Origin of the sequence: Rathayibacter sp. AY1E8, assembly GCF_002931415.1 — a bacterium.
In the GTDB taxonomy this organism is placed as follows: Bacteria; Actinomycetota; Actinomycetes; order Actinomycetales; family Microbacteriaceae; genus Rathayibacter.
The window spans coordinates 1-21,386 of sequence record NZ_PSVI01000057.1 but is presented as its reverse complement, the minus strand read 5'-3'; the positions used below and the strand labels follow the sequence as shown (position 1 = coordinate 21,386).

Sequence of the window (21,386 nt, the reverse complement as noted above, 5' to 3'; positions counted from 1 at the left end):
GTGGAGCCGTTCAGCCGCGAGAAGATCGTCAGCGGCGTCCGGAAGGCCTGCCAGGGCCGGCCCGTCACCGACACCGATCTGGCCGTGCTCGCGCAGCGGGTGGAGGAGAGCATCCGCTCCACGGGCGCCTCGCAGATCGACGCGAACGACATCGGCCTCGCCATCCTGCCGCCGCTGCGCGAGCTCGACGAGGTGGCCTACCTCCGCTTCGCGAGCGTCTACCAGGCGTTCGATTCGCTGGACGACTTCGAGTCTGCGATCACCCTGCTCCGCGCCGAGCGCACCTCCGTGCCCCACAGCGCCGACGAGATCTGAGGCCCGGGTGTACCCGCTCCTGTTCCGCACAGTCCTGCGCCGCCTCGACCCGGAGCGGGCGCACCACCTGAGCTTCCCGGTGATCCGGGCCCTCGGAGCCCTCGCTCCGGTCCTGCGCCGGACCACCGTCCCGCGCGGAACGCCCGCGGTCGAGACGCTCGGCCTCCGCTTCGAGACCCCGTTCGGCGTCGCGGCCGGCTTCGACAAGGACGCCACCGCGGTCCTGGGCTTCGGCGCGCTCGGCTTCGGACACGTCGAGGTCGGGACCCTGACCGCTCGGGCGCAGCCGGGCAACGACCGGCCGCGCCTCTTCCGGCTGATCGCGGACCGCGCCGTCGTCAACAGGATGGGCTTCAACAATCACGGCGCCGAGGCTGCGGCGCAACGGCTGATCCGGCTGCGCAGCGCGCGCCGCCGCCCCGTGATCGGCGTGAACATCGGCAAGAGCCGGGTGGTCGAGGTGGACGACGCGATCGAGGACTACCTGATCAGCACGCGCCTGCTCGCGCCGCTCGCCGACTACCTCGTCGTGAACGTCAGCTCGCCGAACACCCCCGGGCTCCGCGGCCTGCAGGAGATCGACCGCCTCGAGCCGCTCCTCGCGGCCGTCAAGGACGCCGCCGAGACGACGCCTCTGCTGGTCAAGATCGCCCCCGACCTCTCCGACGACGAGGTCGGCCGGGTCGCCGAGCTCGCCGTCCGCCTGGGTCTGGACGGGATCATCGCGACCAACACGACGCTCTCCCGGGAGGGCCTCTCGACCGACCGCGCCGTGGTCGAGGCGGCCGGCGCCGGCGGCCTCTCCGGTGCCCCGCTGGCCGCGCGCTCGCTCGAGGTGCTCCGCGTGATCCGCGGCGCCGTCCCCGCGGCCTTCTGCGTGATCTCCGTCGGAGGAGTCGAGACGGCCGAGGACGTGCGCGAGCGCCTCGACGCGGGCGCCACCCTCGTCCAGGGCTACACCGCCTTCATCTACCGCGGGCCCCTGTGGGCTCGGGACATCAACCGGGGACTGGCCCGCGCCTCCTGACCCGCCGTGCACCACGAAGGGCCCCCGGAGCCGCGCGAGGCGCGACCGCAGGGGCCATTCGTGGTCCGCCGTCCGACTACTCGGGGAAGGCGCGGCGCTTGACCTGGGGCTTCGGCAGGCGCATGACGCGCAGCTGGAGGGCGCGCATCGCGGCGTACCAGCGGATGCCCTTCTCGACCTTGTCGGCGCCGTAGCGCTCGGCGAGCTTCCGGCGCATCCGCATGCCGAGGAGGATGCAGTCGATCACCGCGAGGAGGAAGAACACCCAGAGGATGACCAGCGTCGCGTACTGCAGCTCCGGCTGCGGGAAGAAGCTCAGCAGCAGGACGACGACCATCACCGGGATGAGGAACTCGCCGAGGCTGAAGCGTGCGTCGACCCAGTCGCGCACGAACTTGCGCTGAGGACCCTTGTCGCGCAGCGGCAGGTAGCGCTGGTCACCGGCGGCCAGGCCGATGCGGGCCTGCTCGCGTGACACGGCGGCCTTCTCGCGGGCGTCGCGGGCGGCCTGCTTGCGGTCGGTGACGACCAGCGGACGCTTGCGGGCCAGCTCCTGCTCGCGCCGGGTCGGCGTCGGCCGGCCCTTCCCGGAGCCGGGCGAGCCGGCGTCGTCGGGCGTGTCGGTTGCGATCGGGTGCTTGGCCACGGGGAACGTCCTTGGAATCGGGGGTCTCTTAAGATTACCTCCATGGCTCACGACGCTCCGACTCCGCCCGCACTCTCCTCCGACGAGGAGGCCGTCCTCGCCGCCGTCCGCGACGATCTGCCGCGCTCGCTCGCCCAGCTCGGGCAGCTCGTGCGGATCCCGTCCGTCTCGTGGGACGGCTTCGACGCCACCCGCGTGGCCGCCAGCGCCGAGGCGATCGCCGAGCTCGCGCGCGAGACGGGCGTCTTCGACAACGTCGCGATCCACAGCGCCACGATCGACGGCACCGACGTGCTCGGCCAGCCTGCCGTCCTGGCCACCCGCGCCGCCCGCAACGGAGCGCCGACCGTCCTCCTCTACGCCCACCACGACGTGCAGCCGCAGGGCGCCGAGTCGGCGTGGGAGACGCCTCCGTTCGAGCCGACCGTGCGCGGCGACCGCCTGTACGGGCGCGGTGCCGCCGACGACAAGGCGGGAGTCGTGTCCCACCTCGCCGCGGTGCGCGCACTCCGCGAGGTCGCGGGCGAGGACCACGACCTCGGGCTCGTCCTCTTCATCGAGGGGGAGGAGGAGTTCGGGTCGCGCTCGTTCCCCACCTTCCTCCGCGAGCACCACGACGCCCTCCGCGCGGATGCGATCATCGTCGCCGACAGCGACAACTGGGACGTCGACACCCCCGCGCTGACGGTGGGCCTGCGCGGCAACGTCACCTTCACCCTCACCGTCAGCACTCTCGCGCACGCCTCGCACTCGGGCATGCTCGGCGGAGCGGTCCCGGACGCGATGCTCGCGGCGGTCCGCCTGCTCGCGACGCTCTGGAACGAGGACGGCTCGGTCGCCGTCGCCGGCCTCACCGAGCACGACGGAGCGGTGCCCGAGACGACCGAGGAGGACCTCCGCCGCGACTCCGGGCTGCTCGACGGGGTCTCGCCGATCGGCACCGGCGCGATCCTCTCGCGCCTGTGGTCGAAGCCGGCCGTCACGGTCACCGGGATCGACGCGCCCAGCGTCGTCGACGCCTCCAACACCCTCGTCCCGTCCGTGCGCGTGAAGATCAGCGCCCGCATCGCCCCCGGCCAGGACGCGGAGGAGGCGTTCGCCGCCATCGAGAGCCACCTCCGGGCGAACTCCCCGTTCGGCGCCCACCTCGCGATCGAGGACGTCGACACCGGCAGTCCGTTCCTGGTCGACGCGACCGGCTGGGCCGTGGACCTGGTGAAGGGCGCGATGGCGGACGCCTGGGGACGCGAGCCTCTCGAGACCGGGATCGGCGGGAGCATCCCGTTCATCGCCGACCTCGTGCGCGAGTTCCCCGAGGCGCAGATCCTCGTCACCGGTGTCGAGGACCCCGACTCGCGCGCGCACAGCCCCAACGAGTCGCTGCACCTGGGCGTCTTCAAGCGCGCCGCGCAGACCGAGGCGCTGTTCCTGCTCCGCGCCGCCGCTCACCGCGACTGACCACCGGTCGTGGAATACCCGGGTGACCACCCGGGTTGCAGCCGTAGAATCCCGGAAGGCACGACGACCGTTCCGCCCGTCCCCTGAGGAGTGACATGTCAGACACACTGACCGACCAGACGGCGACCCCCCTCGCCACCCCGCCCAGCGCGGCCCACGGCGTCTCGATGACCCCGACCGCCGCCGCCAAGGTCAAGAGCCTGCTCGAGCAGGAGGGCCGCGACGACCTGCGCCTGCGCGTCGCGGTGCAGCCCGGCGGATGCTCCGGCCTCATCTACCAGCTCTACTTCGACGAGCGCACCCTCGACGGCGACGCCGCGGTGGAGTTCGAGGGCGTCGGCCTCGTCGTCGACAAGATGAGCGTCCCCTACCTCGACGGCGCCTCGATCGACTTCGAGGACACCATCCAGAAGCAGGGCTTCACCATCGACAACCCCAACGCGGGCGGCAGCTGCGCCTGCGGCGACAGCTTCCACTGACGCCGGGCGGCCCCGGGCCGCAGCGCCTCCGAACGGCGTCCGACAGTCCACTCCGGTGGCCCGTCGGGCGCCGTTCGTCATGACTGCACCACTCGACCGGGACGTCAAGAGCGGGTCGTCGTGCACCGGGCCGCCGGAGCGGAAGGGTAGGCTGGAGCCGGTCTAATACAGTTTCGTGTGAACTGGTCCCCAGTCTTCCGAAAGGTCACCGGTGCGCTTCAATCGCCGAATCCGCAGATGGGTCGCTGCCCCCGTCGCAGGAGCCCTCGCCCTCGTCCTCGCGGGCTGCACGCAAGAGCAGCTCCAGGGCTGGCTCCCCACCGAACCCGGCACGACGAACCACGTCGACCGCGTCATCGGACTCTGGGTCACCTCCTGGATCGTCCTGCTCGCCGTCGGCGTCGTCACGTGGGGTCTCACCATCTGGGCGGTGGTCGTCTACCGCCGTCGCAAGGGGCAGACCGGCCTGCCGGTCCAGCTGCGCTACAACATGCCGATCGAGATCTTCTACACGATCGTGCCGCTGATCCTCGTGATCGGCTTCTTCGCCTTCACCGCGCGCGACCAGGCCGCCATCGAGCAGCCCTACGACGACCCGGACGAGACCATCCAGGTGTACGGCAAGCAGTGGGCGTGGGACTTCAACTACGTCGACGAGGACGTCTATTCCGCCGGCATCCAGGGCCAGTACCAGGAGGGCGGAGACGCCGCCGGCTCGCTCGTCGAGTCCGAGATCCCCACGCTCTACCTGCCCGTCGGACAGAAGATCAAGATCCAGCTCGACGCGCGCGACGTGATCCACTCCTTCTGGGTCGTCGACTTCCTCTACAAGAAGGACATGATCCCCGGCAAGACGAACTACATGTACGTCACGCCTCTCAAGGAGGGGACCTACGCGGGCAAGTGCGCCGAGCTCTGCGGCGAGTACCACTCCGCGATGCTCTTCAACGTCAAGGTCGTCTCGCAGGGCGAGTACGACGACTACATCCAGTCGCTGCGCGACGCGGGCCAGACCGGTCAGCTCGGCGCCGAGTACAACCGCAATTCGAACCTTCCCGGAACCGGCGCGCCGGCCCGCGAGAACGAGGAGTAAGGGAGCATGAGCACCGCCACGGCACCCCGCCCGACGCGCACCGCCGGCACTCCGCCGGTCCAGCGCAAGGCGAACGTCCTCGTCCGCTGGATGACGTCGACCGACCACAAGGTCATCGGGTACATGTACCTGATCACGTCGTTCATCTACTTCTGCATCGCCGGCGTGATGGCACTCGTCATCCGCGCCCAGCTGTTCGAGCCCGGCCTGAACGTGGTCGAGACGCGCGAGCAGTACAACCAGCTGTTCACGATGCACGGCACGATCATGCTGCTGATGTTCGCGACGCCGCTCTTCGCCGGCTTCGCCAACGTCCTGATGCCGCTGCAGATCGGCGCCCCCGACGTCGCGTTCCCCCGCCTCAACGCCTTCGCGTACTGGCTCTACAGCTTCGGCTCGCTCATCGCGGTCGCCGGATTCGTCACCCCGCAGGGTGCGGCGTCCTTCGGCTGGTTCGCGTACGCGCCACTGTCGAGCACGACGTTCTCACCAGGGCTCGGCGGCAATCTCTGGGTCTTCGGCCTCGCGCTCTCGGGCTTCGGCACGATCCTCGGCGCGGTGAACTTCATCACGACGATCATCACGATGCGCGCTCCCGGCATGACGATGTTCCGCATGCCGATCTTCACCTGGAACATCCTGGTGACGTCGATCCTCGTGCTGCTCGCGTTCCCGGTGCTCGCCGCCGCGATGTTCGCCCTCGGCGCCGACCGGGTGTTCGACGCCCACATCTACGATGCGGCCAACGGCGGTGTCCTGCTCTGGCAGCACCTGTTCTGGTTCTTCGGCCACCCCGAGGTGTACATCATCGCGCTGCCGTTCTTCGGCATCGTGTCCGAGGTCTTCCCGGTCTTCAGCCGCAAGCCGATCTTCGGCTACAAGACGCTGATCTACGCGACCATCGCGATCGCCGCCCTCTCCGTGACTGTGTGGGCGCACCACATGTACGTCACCGGATCGGTCCTGCTGCCGTTCTTCTCGCTGATGACCATGCTCATCGCGGTTCCGACCGGCGTGAAGATCTTCAACTGGGTCGGCACCATGTGGCGCGGATCGGTGACCTTCGAGACCCCGATGATCTGGGCGATCGGCTTCCTGATCACCTTCACCTTCGGTGGACTCACCGGCGTGATCCTCGCGTCGCCCCCGCTCGACTTCCACGTCTCGGACTCGTACTTCGTGGTGGCGCACTTCCACTACGTCGTGTTCGGAACCGTCGTCTTCGCGATGTTCTCGGGCTTCTACTTCTGGTGGCCCAAGTGGACCGGCAAGATGCTGAACGAGACGCTGGGCAAGTGGCACTTCTGGCTGCTGTTCATCGGCTTCCACACCACCTTCCTCATCCAGCACTGGCTGGGCGTCGTCGGCATGCCGCGCCGCTACGCCAGCTACCTGCCCGAGGACGGCTTCACCTGGATGAACCAGGTGTCGACGGTCGGAGCGATGATCCTCGCGGTGTCGCTGATCCCGTTCTTCCTGAACGTGTACATCACGGCCCGCAAGGCGCCCAAGGTGACGGTGAACGACCCGTGGGGCTTCTCCCGGTCGCTCGAGTGGGCCACCTCGTGCCCGCCGCCCCGCCACAACTTCACCTCGATCCCGCGCATCCGCAGCGAGGCCCCGGCGTTCGACCTCAACCACCCCGAGGCCGGCATCCCCGTCGGAATCGGTCCGGCGAAGGACGCTCCGGACGCCCCCACGTACGACAAGTCCGAAGGCACGGTGAAGTAGGGCCATGCGCGCCAACGTCAATCTCTTCTGGCTCCTCGCGGGCTTCTTCCTCCTCGCCGACATCACGTACATCGTGTGGTCGCTGCTCGACACGGGCCAGGTGGAGTGGGTCGGCACCGTCGGCATCGGCCTCTCGGCCGTGCTGGGCGCGTTCATCGCGTTCTACGTCGGCCGCGTCCACAAGGCGCAGGGTGCCGAGCTCCCCGAGGACCGCCTCGATGCGGACATCGATGACGGAGACCCCGAGCTGGGCTTCTTCAGCCCGTGGAGCTGGTGGCCGCTGATCCTGGGCGGTTCCGCGGCCCTCGGATTCCTCGGCCTGGCCGTGGGGTTCTGGATCACCTACATCGCCGTCGGACTCTTCCTGGTCGCCATCGCCGGCTGGGTGTACGAGTACTACCGCGGGTACTTCGCCCGCTAGGGCGCATCGCACGGCCGAGGGCCGGGTGCACGAGGGCTTGGGCTCCGTGCACCCGGCCTTTTCGCTTATCCAGGAGGAAGCGATGCGCGGTCGGGGCCCGGTCGGCTCGGCCGTTCGGCTGCGTGCAGGGGCGTCATTCGCCGATCGGTGGCGGATCGAGCCTCCCGGTGAGAGCAGGGACCTCCCGGTGAGGGCCGGGGCCGCTCAGTGAGGGATGACGAGGTGAGCTGGAACTCTCGCGGTGTCCTGCTGGCGGGACACCGAGGCGTCCTGCGCGGAGGAACTCGTCTGGGCACATCCCGGCGGCCCGCGACGTGGATGCTCGCAGGGGAGTGCAGCGGGCGGCGCCGAGCAGGAGCGTCGGCCCGCGTCATCACCCCTACGGGTCTGCGCTGCAACGGCTCCTGCTCCGGTCGCGGGTAAGCGGGCTACGCCTGTGGCGGCTCTTCTGTGCGCTTGTGGGTGTGCCGACGGTGGTGTGGCCCGCTACGGTCGCGGATACTGCTGCGCCTGCGGCTGTACTGGGCCTGCCGCGCCTGTTCTGGCGCCTGCGCCGCCCTACGGACTCCTGCACACCGTTCCGACCCCAGCGGAGCCCGCACCCCGGCGGAACCGCGGGCGCCCCTGCGGCTCTTAGAGTTCCTCGGTACGTCTAGCGGGTCGTGCCGGTCGGTGCGAGGACAAGGAGCCTGAGACGCCGCTGCAGCTACGGTCGTCGAGGCCCGGAGGTCGCCTCCTCTGTCTCACCGGCGAGCGTCGCCGTCGCCGATCACAGAGGGCTCGGCCGTGAGCGGGGGAGGGCAGTCCTGACAGGCCTGCTGAGAATGGGTGCCCTCGAACCGATGCCGAGTGTCTCGACGTGGACGGGGACGGGGAGCTCATCGGACGACGACACTGCGACCATGCAGACAGGCTGGATCACTCGGTGATCCGAGGGAGGCGGACGTCTCCAGCTCGGCGGTCAGATGGCATCTCGTGATCCGCGGAGCGGAGGTCTCGAGGTCCGGAGTATCGCCCCACCTTCCTGCCGGCTTGTCGCCGTCGAGGCGCTGTGATCCGGTCTCACCGGCTCTCGGTCCACCGCCGACCTCCACCGCGCCGGAGGACAGGCGCCGCCCCGCTGCGGGAACGACGAAGGGCCCGGACGAATGAACGTCCGGGCCCTTCGGGGGAGGATCAGTGCTCGCTGTGCGAGCTCTCGAGCTCCTTCTGGGTGACGGGAGTGATCCGGTCCTCGAAGAACCAGCGGGAGAGGCCGGCGCGGACGCGCTGCGGGGCGGTGATGCGGCCACGCGAGTCCGGGCGGATCATCAGGGGCTCGTACTCGTCCTGACCGACGAGCTTCCAGCGCTCGTACTCGTCGAGCTGCTGGTGCACCTCGATGAACTCGCCGCCGGGGAGGCGGACGATACGTCCCGACTCGAAGCCGTGCAGCGCGATCTCGCGGTCCTTCTTCTGCAGCGCCAGGCAGATGCGCTTGGTGATGAAGTACGCGATGAACGGACCCGCGATGAGCAGGAACTGCAGGCTGTGGATCACGCCCTCCATCGTGAGATGGAAGTGCGTCGCGATGAGGTCGGACGAGGCGGCGGCCCAGAGGACGGCGTAGAAGCTGACTCCGGCGGCGCCGATCGCGGTGCGGGTCGCGGCGTTGCGCGGGCGGTCGAGCAGGTGGTGCTCGCGCTTGTCACCGGTGATCCACGCCTCGAGGAACGGGTAGAGCATGACCACGGCGATGAACAGTCCGAGACCGACGAGCGGGATCAGGATGTTGAACGACAGGGTTCCGATGCCCGGGATGGCCCACTCGAGTCCCGGCGGGACGAGGCGCAGGGCGCCGTCGGCGAAGCCGATGTACCAGTCGGGCTGGGTTCCCGCGGAGACGGGCGAGGGGTCGTACGGGCCGTAGTTCCAGATCGGGTTGATCGTGAACAGCGAGGCGATGAGGACGACGACGCCGAAGACGATGAAGAAGAATCCACCGGCCTTCGCGGCGTAGACCGGCAGCACCGGGTAGCCGACGACGTTCTGCTCGGTCTTGCCCGCACCGGGGAACTGGGTGTGCTTGTGGACGACCACGAACACGAGGTGCAGGGCGATGAACGCGAGCACCAGCGCCGGCAGCAGCAGGATGTGCAGCGTGTAGAGGCGGCCGACGATGTCGGTGCCCGGGAACTCGCCGCCGAAGAGCAGGAACGAGATCCAGGTGCCGACGATCGGGATGCCCTTGACCATGCCGTCGATGATGCGGAGGCCATTGCCCGAGAGCAGGTCGTCGGGGAGCGAGTAGCCGGTGAAGCCCTCGGCCATCGCGAGGATGAAGAGGACGAAGCCGATGACCCAGTTGAGCTCGCGGGGCTTGCGGAACGCACCGGTGAAGAAGATGCGCAGCATGTGCAGGCCGATCGAGGCCACGAACAGCAGCGCCGCCCAGTGGTGGATCTGCCGCATCAGCAGGCCGCCGCGGATGTCGAAGGAGATGTCGAGCGAGGACGACATCGCCGCCGACATCTCGATGCCCTTGAGGGGCAGGTAGCTGCCCTCGTAGTGCGTCTCGACCATCGAGGCCTGGAAGAAGAAGGTGAGGAACGTGCCCGACAGCAGGATGATGACGAAGCTGTAGAGCGCGACCTCGCCGAGGAGGAAGGACCAGTGGTCGGGGAAGATCTTGCGACCGAACTCCTTGACGACCGCGGAGATGCTCGTGCGCTCGTCGATGTAGTTCGACGCCGCTCCGACGTACCCCTTCTGGAACTTGCCGGATCCGAGGATGACGCCGTCCTCGGGCTCCGCGGGGGAGCTGGAGGGGCGTGAGGGGGTGGTGGTGGACATGTGAGTCATCGCTCCCAGAAGGACGGTCCGACGGGCTCCGTGAAGTCGCTTCTGGCGACCAGGTAACCCTCGGCGTCGACGGTGATGGGGAGCTGCGGAAGCGGACGCTTCGCCGGGCCGAAGATGACGGCGGCCTCGCGCGTGATGTCGAATTGCGACTGGTGGCACGGGCACAGCAGGTGGTGGGTCTGCTGCTCGTACAGCGCCACAGGGCAGCCGACGTGCGTGCAGATCTTGGAGTAGGCGACGATTCCGTCGTAGTTCCAGGTCTCGCGACCCTCACTGACGATGAGGTCCTCCGGCTTCAGGCGCATCAGGAGGACGGCGGCCTTGGCCTTCTCCTCCAGCTTGCCCTCGGCGTCGTTGAGGCCCTCGGGGATGACGTGGAAGGCGGATCCGAGGGTGACGTCCGATGCGAGGATCGGCGCTCCCGACGGGTCCAGGGTGAGCCTCGTGCCCTCTTCCCACAGGGTGGTCTTGAGGAGGGCGACGGGGTTCTGGTCCTGCGGGCCGAGGCCCCGGAACAGGATCACGGCGGGCAGGGGGAACACGACGAGGGAGGCGATCAGGCTGTTCCGGACGAGGGAGCGGCGGCCGAAGCCGGACTCCTTGTCGGACTGGTCGAAGATCTCGAGCGCACGGGCGCGGGTGGGCTCCGCGCTGCGGACGGGGTGGCGGATGTCGATGCCCTCGTGGTCCGACATCAGCTGCTTGCCCCAGTGGACGGCGGCGATGCCGATGCCCAGGAGCGCGAGGGACATGCCCAGGCCGATGAACAGCGTGTTCAGCCGGACCGACGCGACGTCCTCGGTGATCGGGAACGCCATGTAGGCGGCGACCGCGAAGATCGAGCCCGCGAAGGAGAGGTAGAAGAGCGTGTACACCGTGCGCTCGGCACGCTTCTCGACCTTGGGGTCGAGGTCGGTCATCCGGGGGCGGTGCGGCGGGAGGCCCGGGTCCTGGACGCGGTCCCGCGTCACGACCGCGGTGCCGGCCGGAGCCGTTCCGTGCCCGGTGGCCGACGAGGTGGCGAGGTCCGTGCCACCCTCATCGTGCTCTGCCATGGTTCTCCTTTTCACGCCGTGTCGGCACCAGTCGGTGCCGTGGGTCAGTCGCGCCCGTCAGGGCGCTGCAGTCGTCTAGTTGGATCGGGCGGTGATCCACACCGTCAGGGCCACGATCGCGCCGAGGCCGAAGATCCAGAGGAACATGCCCTCTGCGACCGGCCCGAGGGAGCCGAGCGCGAATCCGCCCGGGGACGGGTTGGCCTCGATGTACTTGAGGTACGAGATGATGTCGCGCTTGTCCTCGGGCGAGATGTTCAGGTCGTTGAAGACCGGCATGTTCTGCGGGCCGGTGACCATCGCCTCGTAGATGTGGGCCTCGGTCACGCCGCCCAGCGGGGGGGCGAACTTGCCCTCGGTGAGCGCGCCGCCGGCTCCGGCCACGTTGTGGCACATGGCGCAGTTGATGCGGAACAGCTCGGCGCCGTTCGCCGCGTCGCCCTGTCCGTCGAGGACCTCGCCCTCGGGGATCGCGGGGCCGGGGGCCAGCGACGCGACGTAGGCGGCGAGCTCGCCGACCTGCTCGTCGGTGAACTGCACCGGCTTCTCGAGCGCCTGGGGGCCGTGCATCTGCATCGGCATGCGGCCGGTGCCGACCTGGAAGTCGACCGACGCCGCGCCCACTCCGATGAGGGAGGGCGCGTTGTCGGTGCCCGCGGCGTCGAGGCCGTGGCAGGTGGCGCAGTTCGCGGCGAAGAGCTTCGAGCCCTCGTCGATCGTCTGCTGGCTGGTGGACGACGTCTCCGCGGAGGCGGACGTCGCGACGCCGACCGCGGCGTAGGTCCCGCCGGTGAGCCCGAGGCCGATGGCGATCAGGGCCAGGGTGGCGAGCGGGTGGCGGCGACCCTTCTTGGCTCGGCTCTTCGTCTTCGGGGAGGCCATCGAGGCGTCCTTCCTGCGGGGGTCGGGAGTGGAGTGGGGCATCGGCGGGCGCGTCACTTGAGGAAGTAGATGACGGCGAACAGGCCGACCCAGACGACGTCGACGAAGTGCCAGTAGTACGAGACGACGATGGCGCTCGTCGCCTCCTTGTGGCCGAAGTTCTTGACCGCGAAGCCGCGGCCGATGACGAGGAGGAACGCGATGAGGCCGCCGGTGACGTGCAGGGCGTGGAAGCCGGTCGTCAGGTAGAAGGCGGAGCCGTAGGCGTTGCTGGAGAGCGTGACGCCCTCGGAGACGAGGGTCGCGTACTCGAGCACCTGGCCGGAGACGAAGACCGCGCCCAGGGCGTAGGTGAGGAAGAACCACTCGACCATGCCCCACTTGAACGGGCTGAGGCCCGTCGCACGCGGCTGCAGCCGCTCGGCGGCGAACACGCCGAACTGGCAGCTGAACGACGAGGCCACGAGGATCACCGTGTTCACGCCCGCGTAGGGGACGTTGAGGATCTGGGTCTCGGCGCCCCAGAGCTCGGGAGAGGTGCTGCGCAGGGTGAAGTAGATCGCGAAGAGGCCCGCGAAGAACATGACCTCGCTGCCCAGCCAGACGATCGTTCCGACCGCGACCGGGTTGGGTCGGTTCACTACGGGCGCGGTGGCCGTGGGGGAGAGAGAGGTGCTCGTCACACAGACCATTATGGCCGATGGCAGGGGAGGGAAGTCGCACTAGCCGGGAGGCGATCCTCGTCGCATAATCTGGGAGCCATGTCGGAAACCCTGTCCTGGCCGCACGTTCTCAGCGCACTCCTCGAGTCCTCCGATCTGAGCGTCTCCGAGGCGACGTGGGCCATGGAGCAGGTGATGGAGGGCGCGGCGACTCCGGCGCAGCTCGCCGGACTGCTGGTGGCCCTCCGGGCGAAGGGCGAGACCGTCGACGAGATCGTCGGCTTCCGCGACGCGATCCTCGACCACGCGGTGCCGCTGGACGTGGACCCGATGGCCCTGGACATCGTCGGGACGGGCGGGGACCGCTTCGGGACCGTCAACATCTCCTCCACCGCGTCGATCATCGCGGCCGCCGCCGGCACGCCCGTCGTGAAGCACGGGAACAAGGCCGCGTCCTCCTCCTCCGGCTCCTCCGACGTGCTCGCGGCACTCGGGGTCGACCTCTCCCTCTCCCCCGAGCGGGTGGCCGAGGTGTTCCGGCGGACGGGGATCGCCTTCGTCTTCGCGTCCCTCTTCCACCCCGGCTTCCGGCACGCCGGTCCGGTGCGCGCCGAGCTGGGCGTGCCGACGGTGTTCAACTTCCTCGGCCCGCTCTGCAATCCGGCGCGTCCCGAGGCCTCTGCGGTCGGGGTGGCGCACCTCGACCGGGTGCCGCTGGTCGTCGGCGTGTTCCGGACGCGCGGGGCGACGGCTCTGGTGTTCCGCGGGGACGACGGCCTCGACGAGCTCACGACCACGGGTCACAGCCACATCTGGGAGGTGTCGCGCGGCTCCATGGTCGAGCACGACCTCGACCCGCGCGACCTGGGCCTGCCCCGCGCGCGGATCGACGAGCTGCGCGGCCGCGACGCCGCCTACAACGCGAGCGTGGTGCGATCGGTGCTCGGGGGAGACGGCGGCCCCGTCCGCGACATCGTCCTTCTGAACGCGGCCGCGGGCCTCGCGGCGTTCGACCTGGCGCGCGACCCGGACCTGGTGCGCACGCCCGTCCTGGAGCGCCTGCGGACGTCGATGGACCGCGCGGCGGAGGCCGTCGACTCCGGGGCCGCCACGGCCAAGCTCGAGGAGTGGGTCCGCGAGACGCAGCGCGCCGTCGTCCCGCTGCCGTAGGCGCGAGCGCAGGGCGTAACGTGGGGCTGCTGTCCGCGACGGTGCGGGCGGCGATCCACCACGCGCCGGATCGCCCGCAGGTCACGGGACGCCCGAGTGGTGGCCCGATCCTGGAGGAGACCTCGATGAAGAAGCTCATCAACGACCCGAAGAACGTCGTCACGGAGTCGGTGGCCGGCTTCGGCCTGGCGCACGCCGACCTGGTCCGGGTGGTGTCGGATCCCCTGTTCGTAGTGCGGGCCGACGCGCCCCGCTCGGGCAAGGTGGGCATCGTCAGCGGAGGCGGCAGCGGGCACGAGCCGCTGCACGCGGGCTTCGTCGGATTCGGGATGCTGGACGCCGCCGTCCCCGGTCCCGTCTTCACCTCGCCCACGCCCGACCCGATCGTCGCGGCCACGCAGGCCGTCGACGGCGGTGCGGGTGTGCTGCACATCGTGAAGAACTACACGGGCGACGTCCTGAACTTCGAGACCGCGGCCGACCTCGCCGGCGCCGAGGGGATCGAGGTGCGCAGCGTGATCGTCGACGACGACGTCGCGGTGAAGGACTCGCTCTACACCGCGGGCCGCCGCGGCGTGGCCGGCACCGTGCTGGTCGAGCGGATCGCGGGCGCCGCGGCCGAGCGGGGCGACTCCCTCGACGAGGTCGCGACGATCGCCGAGACGGTGATCGCGAACGTGCGCTCGATGGGCGTCGCCCTCACGCCGTGCATCGTCCCGCACGCGGGCGAGCCGAGCTTCGAGCTGGGCGAGGACGAGATCGAGATCGGCATCGGCATCCACGGCGAGCCCGGCCGGGAGAAGATCGCGCTGGAGCCGGCCGACCGCATCGTCGACCGGATCCTCGGCCCGATCCTGGAGGACCTGCCGTTCTCCTCCGGGGACGAGGTGTTGCTCCTGGTGAACGGCATGGGCGGCTCGCCGCAGATCGAGCTGTACCTCGCCTACCGCCGCGCAGCCGAGGCGCTGGCCGAGAAGGGGATCACCGTCGCACGCGGCCTCGTCGGCAACTACACGACGTCGCTCGAGATGCAGGGCTTCTCGCTCACCGTCCTCAAGCTCGACGACGCCCTGACCGAGCTGTGGGACTCCCCGGTGCAGACCGCGGCGCTGCGGTGGGGACGCTGAGCGCCCGCGCGCACACCATGACCGGAACGACAGCCGCAGGAGCGGCCCACGAGGAGGAGACGACCATGCAGGACGCACAGGGAGCCGGGCTCGACGCGGCGTGGGCGACGGCGTGGATCCGCCGCGCCGCCGAGTCGATCGCGGAGCACCGGGTCGAGCTGATCACGCTCGACCGGGCGATCGGCGACGGGGACCACGGCGAGAACATGGACCGCGGCTTCCAGGCCGTGGTCGCGAAGCTGGACGGGGCGCCGAAGCAGGGGCTCCCGGCGGACGTGCTCAAGCTGGTCGCGACGACGCTCATCTCCACCGTCGGCGGCGCCTCGGGCCCGCTGTTCGGCACGGCGTTCCTGAAGGCCTCCGCCGCGGTCGCGGGCGAGGACGCGCTCGAGGGTGCGGACGTCGCAGCGCTCCTGGCCGCGGCGAGGGACGGCATCGTGCTCCGCGGCAAGGCCGAGGTGGGCGACAAGACGATGGTGGACGCGTGGACGCCGGCGGTCGACGCGGCCGCGGCCGCCGCCGAGGAGGGAGCGGCTCCGGCCGACGTCCTCGCCGCGGCGGCGGAGGCGGCGCAGAGGGGAGCGGAGTCGACGGACCCGCTGGTCGCCCGCAAGGGACGCGCCAGCTACCTCGGCGAGCGCGCCATCGGGCACCGTGATCCCGGCAGCGTGTCGACCGTTCTCCTGCTCCGCGCAGCAGCCGAGGCGGCGGCGTGAGCGTCGGGCTGGTCCTGGTCTCGCACAGCGCGCAGCTGGCGGAGGGGCTGGTCGAGCTCGCGGAGCAGATGGCGGCCTCGGTCGCGCTGGTCGCCGCGGGCGGGACGGACGACGGCGGCATCGGCACCAGCTTCGACCGCATCACGGCGGCCCTGGCGGAAGCGGACTCCGGCGAGGGGGTCGTCGTCCTCTGCGACCTCGGCTCGGCGATCATGACGGCGGAGACCGCGGTCGAGTTCCTCGACGACGACGCGCGCGCCCGGGTCCGGATCGCCGACGCCCCGCTGGTGGAGGGGGCGGTCGCGGCCGCCGTCGCCGCGGGCACGGGGGCGTCGCTGGACGAGGTGCTCGCCGCCGCGGAGTCGGCCCGGGGCGAGGCGCTCGCTGCTCCCGCCGAGGAGGCCTCGCCCGGTGACGAGCGCGTGCAGCGCCGCGTCCGCCTCATCAACCCGAACGGCCTGCACGCTCGTCCCGCGGCCGACTTCGTCACGCTCGCCGCCACCTTCGACGCCCGGATCGACGCGAACGGCAAGGACGCCACGAGCCTGCTCGGCGTGATGTCGCTGGGGCTCGACCGCGGGGACGAGGTCGTCCTCTCGGCGTCGGGGCCGCAGGCCCACGAGGCGGTCGGCCGGCTCGGCGATCTGGTCGAGTCGGGCTTCGGCGAGGTGTAGCGCGCCGTCGACCGGTCCAGGGACCGCGGAGGCGCCTCCTCCTACGCTGAGCGCATGGCCCTCCGCGGAACCCGACCCCCGTCCGTCCTGCTCCGCCGACTCGTCACCGTCCCGCGCGTCGTGCGCCGGGCGGACGCTCGTGCGGCCCGGCGGCTGAACGCCCGTCGCCCGTCGACCGTCGTCGACGGGGCGCTCGTGGGGCTCTCCCGGGCCGCGGACCACGGAGTCCTCTGGGCCGGCGTCGGCGTTCTGCTGCTCCTGGCGGGCCGTCCCCGCGAGGCTCTGCGGGGGACCGCCTCGCTCGCCGCGGCCAGCGCGCTCGCGAACCTGGTCGGCAAGCGCGTGTTCGGCGGCGACCGGCCGCTCCTCGTCGACGTCCCGGTCGGCCGGCGCCTGGCGACGGTGCCGACGTCGGCGTCCTTCCCCTCGGGGCACGCGGCGAGCGCCGCCGCCTTCGCCGCCGGGGTCGCGCTCGAGTCGCCCCGAGTGGGGGCGGCGGTCGCCCCGCTCGCCGCCGCCGTGGCCTTCTCCCGCCTGCACGTCGGCGTCCACTGGCTCTCGGACGTCCTCGGCGGCGCGGCGCTCGGCGCGGCGGTCGCGGTCGTCGGCCGAGCCGTCCTGCCGGCCGAGCCGCGCCACGTGCCCGTCTCGGAGCGCGCGACCCGTCCCCCCGTCGACCGCAGCCCGCTGGGGGACGGCGCCGCCCTCCTCGTGGTCCTCAACCCCGGCGCGGGCCGGGACTCGCACCGCCCCGATCCGGAGCCGCTGGTCCGAGCCCGGTTCCCGAAGGCGCGCGTGCACCGGCTGACCGAGGGAGAGGACCTCGCCGACGTGGTGCGCGAGGCGCGCTCGGGGGACTCTCCGCCCCGGGTGCTCGGGATCTACGGCGGGGACGGGACCATGTCGGTCGGTGCCGCTCTCGCCCGCGCCGAGGGGATGACGCTGCTCGTGCTGCCGGGCGGGACCATGAACCACTTCGCGAAGGCGCTGGGGCTGCTCACCGTCCAGGACGCGCTCGACGCGGCGACGATCGGCGAGCGCCGCGATGTCGACGTGGCCGAGGTCGTCGCGGACGGGGGAGACCCGGTCACGGTGCTCAACACGGTCTCGATCGGCGTCTACCCGGAGTTCGTCGCGGCCCGCGAGAAGCGCGAGAAGCGGATCGGGAAGCCGCTCGCCGCCGTGATCGCGGCCCTCTCGGTCGTGCGGCGCACCGATCCGTTCGAGCTCCGGCGCGACGGGCGCACGCAGCTCGTCTGGTCGTACTTCGTCGGGGTGAACCAGGAGCACCCGCGCACGGCCGCCCCGCTCGCCCGGCGTCGGCTCGACGACGGCCACCTCGACGTGCGCATCCTGCACTCAGGACGGACTCCTCGCACCCGGGGAGCGTTCTCGCTCCTGCTCGGCCGTACGGCGACCCCGGTGGTCGGCCGTGTGCCCGGCTGGCGGGCACCGGTGGTGGAGTCGTTCTCGACGCCGGAGATCACCGTCGGCGCGCGCCGGCCCGCGGGGGACGACCCCGAGTGGGCGCACGACGGCGAGACCGAGCGCTTCGACGGCTCCCGCGACGGATTCGACGAGGCCGTGGTGCGGATCGTGCCGCTGGGCCTGCGGGTCTACGCGACCGCGGACTAGGGGGCGGTGCCGGCCCGGTCCCCGCCGTCCGGATCCGCCAGCAGTTCGGCCAGCGCGTCGAGGGCGGCGACCTGCCCGGCCACCACCAGCGAGCGGGCCTCGTCGAGCGGGTGCCACCGGGCGTCCTCCAGCTCGGGGAAGCTGCGCAGCACGCCGGAGCCCCGCGGCCACTCCAGCTCGAAGGTGTTGCTCGCGACGAAGGCGGTGTCCGCGTGTCCGCGCCCGGCGAAGACGGTGACGGTCTTGGCCGCGCTCTGCCGGAACGCGCCGAGGAGGGTCAGCTCCCCGACGGGCGGAGGAGCGCCGGTCTCCTCCTCGAACTCGCGGCGCGCGGCGTCCAACGGCGTCTCGTCGCCCGTGTGCACGCCCTTCGGGATCGTCCACGCGCGGGGGCGCCGGGTCCAGAAGGGGCCGCCCATCCGCCCGAGGAACACCTCGGTGCCGGAGGGGCCCTCGCGGTGCAGCAGGATCCCCGCGCTCGTCACCGCGGCCATCGCGTCTCTCCGGTCATCCCGCCATCCTGCCCCGCGCCCGTGGAAGGATCGGCAGGACCCGCCCGCGACCGCACGGAGTGAACCATGCACGACCACGAGATCCTCCGACAGCTGCGCGACGCGCTCGGAGACGCGGTCCTGACCGAGGGCCCCGGGTTCGAGGCCGTGCACACCGACAAGTCGGGCTTCTCCGCACCGGGTCGCGCGCTCGCGCTCGTCGCTGCCCGCTCGGTCGAGGACGTGCAGGCGGCGCTGCGCATAGCGACGGAGCACCGGCTCCCGGTCGTGCCGCGCGGAGCGGGAACGGGCCTCGCTGCCGGGGGAGTGGCGAGCGGGGGAGCGCTCGTCCTCTCGACCGCCGCCATGGACCGCATCCTCGAGGTGTCGCTCGAGGACGAGCTGGCGGTGGTCGAGCCCGGGGTCATCAATCAGGCGCTGTCGGACGCCGTCGCTCCGCACGGCCTCGTCTTCTCGCCCGACCCCGCGAGCCGCGCGATCTCGAGCATCGGCGGCAACATCGCGACGAACGCCGGGGGGCTGCTGTGCGCCAAGTACGGCGTGACCCGCGAGGCGGTGCTCGGGTTGACGGTCGTCCTCCCCGACGGACGCCTGCTCCGCACCGGCCGCCGCAGCGTGAAGGGAGTCACCGGGTACGACCTCACCGCGCTCCTGACCGGCTCCGAGGGGACGCTGGGCGTCATCGTGGAGGCCACCGTGAAGCTCCGCCCGATCCCGACCGGGCGCGTGGTCACGGTCGGCGCGTACTTCCCGAGCGTCGTCGCCGCGGCCGCCGCCTCCGCTGCGATCACCGCCGCGCGGCTCCGTCCCGCGGTGATGGAGCTGATGGACGAGGCGGCGCTCGCCGCGATCTCGCGCTACACCGGAGCGGCCCTGGACCGCGGTGCCGCCTACCTCCTCGCCCAGACGGACGGCGGAGGAGCGGCGGAGGAGTCGCAGCGCGTCCTCGAGATCGTGACCGCCTCCGGGGGCGCCGCCGAGGCGACCGAGGACCCGGCCGAGGGCGAGGCTCTGCTGGCCGTCCGCCGGGCATTCCACCCGGCGCTCGAGGCGGAGGGCCGGGTGCTGATCGAGGACGTCTGCGTGCCCCGCTCGGCGCTGCCGGCGATGTTCGCGGCGATCCGCGGCATCGAGGAGCGGACGGGGCTCAGCATCCCCACCGTCGCCCACGCGGGGGACGGGAACCTCCATCCGAACTTCGTGCTGCCCGCGGGGGACGGACCCGTGGGGGAGGACGTCTGGGACGCCGCCGCGGAGCTCTTCCGCACGGCCCTGGCCCTCGGCGGCACGCTCACGGGCGAGCACGGCGTGGGACTGCTCAAGCGGCGCTGGCTGGCGGAGGAGCTGGGCGAGGACTCGCTGGCGCTCCAGCGCGGGATCAAGGCCGTGTTCGACCCGCTGGGGATCATGAACCCGGGGAAGGTCTTCTGAGGAGGGCGCCCCGGGCTACCGCAGCTCGGCCGTGATCATCGAGGCGGTGAGCACGATCGTCGCCGCGGACATGAGCCAGTAGAGGACCGTCTCGCGCCAGGACCCGGCGGAGCCCAGGACGGGCAGCGCGGCGTAGCCGCCGGTGGTCCAGACGTGGCGCAGCGGTGTCCGGCGCAGGCGCCGCGGCAGGCGCACGCGCAGCGGCCACAGCCAGTTGATCCCGCCGGTCGTGAGGGCGTCGCCGGCCACGTGCACGAGGTAGCCCAGCGTCGCGGCGACCCGGAGCCACGCCCAGGTGCCGTCGGCGAGCGCGACGAGCAGGACCGTGACGACCGTCGCCCCGGCCCAGGCGATGCGCCAGGAGGGGGCGGCCCGGACGGCCTTCGCGGCGAACGCGAGGGCGGGCAGCGTGAGCACGGCGGCCACGGCGACGGGACCGACGACCGGCACCGGGAAGCGCAGCGCCGTGAGCACCGGCACCAGGTACCAGACGACGGCGACCGCGAGCAGCGAGTGCATCCCGTGCCGGTGCCCTCCGCTGATCCGGCCCGCGGTCGCGGTGAGCAGGGAGGCGGCCGGCGCCGAGCGGGAGACGGTCGCGCTCGCGTGGTCCGCGTCGGGCACCAGGGCCCAGCCGGCGGCGACTCCGAGGCCGACCAGTCGGAGGTCGAGCGGGAGACCCGCGAGGCCGAGGGGCCCGGCGACGGCGGGCACGGAGGCGGCGACGGCCCAGGCGAGCGCACCGGAGACGGCGTGCGAGCGGCCCATCATCGCGGGTCGGCTCCTTCGACTGGGCGCTGCGAGGCCGGAGGACGACCGCGGCGGGACGAGAGAACCCCCGGCCGAGTGCGTGAGCACGGACCGGGGGTGAGGGTGGGCGATACCGGACTCGAACCGATGACCTCTTCCGTGTGAAGGAAGCGCGCTACCAACTGCGCCAATCGCCCAGGGGGACGTGCTGGACGACCCGAGAGACGATCGTAGCGGATCCGCGGGGCCCGGATGCACCGCCGACGCCCGCCACGCCCGGGTGAACGGACGGCGACGAGCCGGTTTCGCGCGGAAAGACGCGGATCGGACTCCGAGCGGCGGGATCGGCGTCCGCTCGATTTGGATTCCGGCGCCGCTGTCGTATACATTCTTCTAGGTCGAGCCGGGCAGCGAAAGCGCCGGACAGACAGCAAGACACGCAAAACGGCAACACCAGTACGACCTACATGCGGATGTGGCGCAGCGGTAGCGCATCACCTTGCCAAGGTGAGGGTCGCGAGTTCGAATCTCGTCATCCGCTCGAACACCGGTCTTCGGACCGGCGTCATCGGGACGGCACCCTCGGGTGCCTCCCACCTGGTCGGCCCTCGGGCCGCCGACACCGAATCCCGTACACGGTGGATTGGCCGAGAGGCGAGGCAGCGGCCTGCAAAGCCGTATACACGGGTTCGAATCCCGTATCCACCTCGATCGTTCACCGAACGAGGCGCTCCGCACGGAGCAACGGGCGATTGGCGCAG

General features: G+C 71.3%; 20 protein-coding genes and 3 tRNA genes. 15 read left to right on the top strand and 8 right to left on the bottom strand.

Going from position 1 to position 21,386, the window contains the following annotated elements; all coding sequences use genetic code 11:
* Positions 1-315, top strand: a 315-nt coding sequence (locus C5C74_RS14275) for an ATP cone domain-containing protein (RefSeq protein WP_258064184.1), incomplete at its 5' end; no start/stop codon positions are given.
* 7 nt (positions 316-322) lie between these two features.
* Positions 323-1,342, top strand: a complete 1,020-nt coding sequence (locus C5C74_RS14270) for a quinone-dependent dihydroorotate dehydrogenase (RefSeq protein ID WP_104324734.1) — start codon at positions 323-325, stop codon at positions 1,340-1,342.
* 76 nt (positions 1,343-1,418) lie between these two features.
* On the opposite strand, the gene C5C74_RS14265 is transcribed toward C5C74_RS14270, so the two are convergent.
* The gene (locus C5C74_RS14265; RefSeq protein ID WP_181027102.1) at positions 1,419-1,988 is read right to left on the bottom strand and encodes a DUF3043 domain-containing protein; all 570 of its coding nucleotides are present in this window, start codon (positions 1,986-1,988) and stop codon (positions 1,419-1,421) included.
* Between the two features lie 42 nt (positions 1,989-2,030).
* Between C5C74_RS14265 and C5C74_RS14260 the strand changes: the two genes are divergently transcribed.
* From C5C74_RS14260 to C5C74_RS14240, 5 genes are all read left to right on the top strand, one after another.
* A complete protein-coding gene (locus C5C74_RS14260) occupies positions 2,031-3,446 on the top strand; it encodes a dipeptidase (RefSeq protein ID WP_104324733.1) in 1,416 nt (471 codons plus the stop codon).
* Positions 3,447-3,541: 95 nt separating this feature from the next.
* Positions 3,542-3,925, top strand: a complete 384-nt coding sequence (gene erpA / locus C5C74_RS14255) for an iron-sulfur cluster insertion protein ErpA (protein WP_104224654.1) — start codon at positions 3,542-3,544, stop codon at positions 3,923-3,925.
* 211 nt (positions 3,926-4,136) lie between these two features.
* The gene (gene coxB / locus C5C74_RS14250) at positions 4,137-5,018 is read left to right on the top strand and encodes a cytochrome c oxidase subunit II (protein WP_104224653.1); all 882 of its coding nucleotides are present in this window, start codon (positions 4,137-4,139) and stop codon (positions 5,016-5,018) included.
* Positions 5,019-5,024: 6 nt separating this feature from the next.
* Complete coding sequence (gene ctaD, locus C5C74_RS14245) at positions 5,025-6,749, top strand: cytochrome c oxidase subunit I (protein WP_104224652.1); 1,725 nt, start codon at positions 5,025-5,027, stop codon at positions 6,747-6,749.
* A 4-nt stretch (positions 6,750-6,753) separates the two neighbouring features.
* Positions 6,754-7,170, top strand: coding sequence for a cytochrome c oxidase subunit 4 (locus C5C74_RS14240; RefSeq protein WP_104224651.1), 417 nt, complete (start codon positions 6,754-6,756; stop codon positions 7,168-7,170).
* Between the two features lie 1,176 nt (positions 7,171-8,346).
* Here C5C74_RS14240 and C5C74_RS14230 read toward each other — a convergent pair.
* The 4 genes from C5C74_RS14230 to C5C74_RS14215 all read right to left on the bottom strand — a co-directional run bounded on the left by C5C74_RS14230 (position 8,347) and on the right by C5C74_RS14215 (position 12,640).
* Complete coding sequence (locus C5C74_RS14230) at positions 8,347-10,002, bottom strand: ubiquinol-cytochrome c reductase cytochrome b subunit (protein ID WP_104224650.1); 1,656 nt, start codon at positions 10,000-10,002, stop codon at positions 8,347-8,349.
* 5 nt (positions 10,003-10,007) lie between these two features.
* Complete coding sequence (locus tag C5C74_RS14225) at positions 10,008-11,066, bottom strand: ubiquinol-cytochrome c reductase iron-sulfur subunit (RefSeq protein ID WP_104225358.1); 1,059 nt, start codon at positions 11,064-11,066, stop codon at positions 10,008-10,010.
* A gap of 75 nt (positions 11,067-11,141) precedes the next feature.
* The gene (locus tag C5C74_RS14220) at positions 11,142-11,948 is read right to left on the bottom strand and encodes a c-type cytochrome (RefSeq protein ID WP_104351768.1); all 807 of its coding nucleotides are present in this window, start codon (positions 11,946-11,948) and stop codon (positions 11,142-11,144) included.
* A gap of 53 nt (positions 11,949-12,001) precedes the next feature.
* On the bottom strand, positions 12,002-12,640 hold the full coding sequence (locus C5C74_RS14215; protein ID WP_104224647.1) for a heme-copper oxidase subunit III: 639 nt from the start codon (positions 12,638-12,640) through the stop codon (positions 12,002-12,004).
* Positions 12,641-12,709: 69 nt separating this feature from the next.
* Between C5C74_RS14215 and trpD the strand changes: the two genes are divergently transcribed.
* The 5 genes from trpD (at position 12,710) to C5C74_RS14190 (ending at position 17,932) form a co-directional block, all read left to right on the top strand.
* Entirely contained in the window at positions 12,710-13,780 is a 1,071-nt protein-coding gene (trpD, locus tag C5C74_RS14210) for an anthranilate phosphoribosyltransferase (RefSeq protein WP_104351767.1), read from the top strand.
* Between the two features lie 125 nt (positions 13,781-13,905).
* Positions 13,906-14,907 carry a dihydroxyacetone kinase subunit DhaK gene (gene dhaK, locus C5C74_RS14205; RefSeq protein WP_104225356.1) on the top strand — a complete coding sequence of 334 codons (1,002 nt, stop codon included), beginning with the start codon at positions 13,906-13,908 and terminating at the stop codon, positions 14,905-14,907.
* Between the two features lie 65 nt (positions 14,908-14,972).
* On the top strand, positions 14,973-15,623 hold the full coding sequence (gene dhaL / locus C5C74_RS14200) for a dihydroxyacetone kinase subunit DhaL (protein ID WP_104225355.1): 651 nt from the start codon (positions 14,973-14,975) through the stop codon (positions 15,621-15,623).
* On the top strand, positions 15,620-16,297 hold the full coding sequence (gene dhaM / locus C5C74_RS14195) for a dihydroxyacetone kinase phosphoryl donor subunit DhaM (RefSeq protein ID WP_104225354.1): 678 nt from the start codon (positions 15,620-15,622) through the stop codon (positions 16,295-16,297). The genes dhaL and dhaM overlap by 4 nt, the downstream gene beginning before the upstream one ends.
* Positions 16,298-16,351: 54 nt before the next feature.
* Positions 16,352-17,932 (top strand): bifunctional phosphatase PAP2/diacylglycerol kinase family protein, encoded by a 1,581-nt coding sequence (locus C5C74_RS14190; RefSeq protein ID WP_104351766.1) that lies wholly within the window; start codon positions 16,352-16,354, stop codon positions 17,930-17,932.
* Here the strand turns inward: C5C74_RS14190 and C5C74_RS14185 are convergent.
* On the bottom strand, positions 17,929-18,426 hold the full coding sequence (locus C5C74_RS14185) for an NUDIX domain-containing protein (RefSeq protein WP_104246759.1): 498 nt from the start codon (positions 18,424-18,426) through the stop codon (positions 17,929-17,931). The two genes, C5C74_RS14190 and C5C74_RS14185, sit on opposite strands and share 4 nt — an antisense overlap.
* Before the next feature lie 84 nt (positions 18,427-18,510).
* On the opposite strand from C5C74_RS14185, the gene C5C74_RS14180 reads away from it, so the two are divergent.
* Complete coding sequence (locus C5C74_RS14180; RefSeq protein WP_104351765.1) at positions 18,511-19,875, top strand: FAD-binding oxidoreductase; 1,365 nt, start codon at positions 18,511-18,513, stop codon at positions 19,873-19,875.
* Between the two features lie 15 nt (positions 19,876-19,890).
* Here the strand turns inward: C5C74_RS14180 and C5C74_RS14175 are convergent, their stop codons facing one another.
* Positions 19,891-20,646, bottom strand: coding sequence for a metal-dependent hydrolase (locus tag C5C74_RS14175; protein ID WP_104351764.1), 756 nt, complete (start codon positions 20,644-20,646; stop codon positions 19,891-19,893).
* Between the two features lie 103 nt (positions 20,647-20,749).
* A tRNA-Val gene (locus C5C74_RS14170) sits at positions 20,750-20,822 on the bottom strand.
* A 272-nt stretch (positions 20,823-21,094) separates the two neighbouring features.
* On the opposite strand from C5C74_RS14170, the gene C5C74_RS14165 reads away from it, so the two are divergent.
* Both C5C74_RS14165 and C5C74_RS14160 read left to right on the top strand, forming a co-directional pair.
* Positions 21,095-21,166, top strand: a tRNA-Gly gene (locus C5C74_RS14165).
* A 96-nt stretch (positions 21,167-21,262) separates the two neighbouring features.
* A tRNA-Cys gene (locus tag C5C74_RS14160) sits at positions 21,263-21,333 on the top strand.
* Positions 21,334-21,386 lie beyond the last annotated feature (53 nt).

Bases quoted from the DNA above. Each gene is read 5' to 3' on its own strand.
- C5C74_RS14260 (WP_104324733.1), top strand. From the start codon at position 2,031: ATGGCTCACGACGCTCCGACTCCGCCCGCACTCTCCTCCGACGAGGAG.
- erpA (WP_104224654.1), top strand. From the start codon at position 3,542: ATGTCAGACACACTGACCGACCAGACGGCGACCCCCCTCGCCACCCCG.
- ctaD (WP_104224652.1), top strand. From the start codon at position 5,025: ATGAGCACCGCCACGGCACCCCGCCCGACGCGCACCGCCGGCACTCCG.
- C5C74_RS14240 (WP_104224651.1), top strand. From the start codon at position 6,754: ATGCGCGCCAACGTCAATCTCTTCTGGCTCCTCGCGGGCTTCTTCCTC.
- C5C74_RS14230 (WP_104224650.1), bottom strand. From the start codon at position 10,002: ATGTCCACCACCACCCCCTCACGCCCCTCCAGCTCCCCCGCGGAGCCC.
- C5C74_RS14225 (WP_104225358.1), bottom strand. From the start codon at position 11,066: ATGGCAGAGCACGATGAGGGTGGCACGGACCTCGCCACCTCGTCGGCC.
- C5C74_RS14220 (WP_104351768.1), bottom strand. From the start codon at position 11,948: ATGGCCTCCCCGAAGACGAAGAGCCGAGCCAAGAAGGGTCGCCGCCAC.
- C5C74_RS14215 (WP_104224647.1), bottom strand. From the start codon at position 12,640: ATGGTCTGTGTGACGAGCACCTCTCTCTCCCCCACGGCCACCGCGCCC.
- trpD (WP_104351767.1), top strand. From the start codon at position 12,710: ATGTCGGAAACCCTGTCCTGGCCGCACGTTCTCAGCGCACTCCTCGAG.
- dhaK (WP_104225356.1), top strand. From the start codon at position 13,906: ATGAAGAAGCTCATCAACGACCCGAAGAACGTCGTCACGGAGTCGGTG.
- dhaL (WP_104225355.1), top strand. From the start codon at position 14,973: ATGCAGGACGCACAGGGAGCCGGGCTCGACGCGGCGTGGGCGACGGCG.
- C5C74_RS14190 (WP_104351766.1), top strand. From the start codon at position 16,352: ATGGCCCTCCGCGGAACCCGACCCCCGTCCGTCCTGCTCCGCCGACTC.
- C5C74_RS14185 (WP_104246759.1), bottom strand. From the start codon at position 18,426: ATGGCCGCGGTGACGAGCGCGGGGATCCTGCTGCACCGCGAGGGCCCC.
- C5C74_RS14180 (WP_104351765.1), top strand. From the start codon at position 18,511: ATGCACGACCACGAGATCCTCCGACAGCTGCGCGACGCGCTCGGAGAC.
- C5C74_RS14175 (WP_104351764.1), bottom strand. From the start codon at position 20,646: ATGATGGGCCGCTCGCACGCCGTCTCCGGTGCGCTCGCCTGGGCCGTC.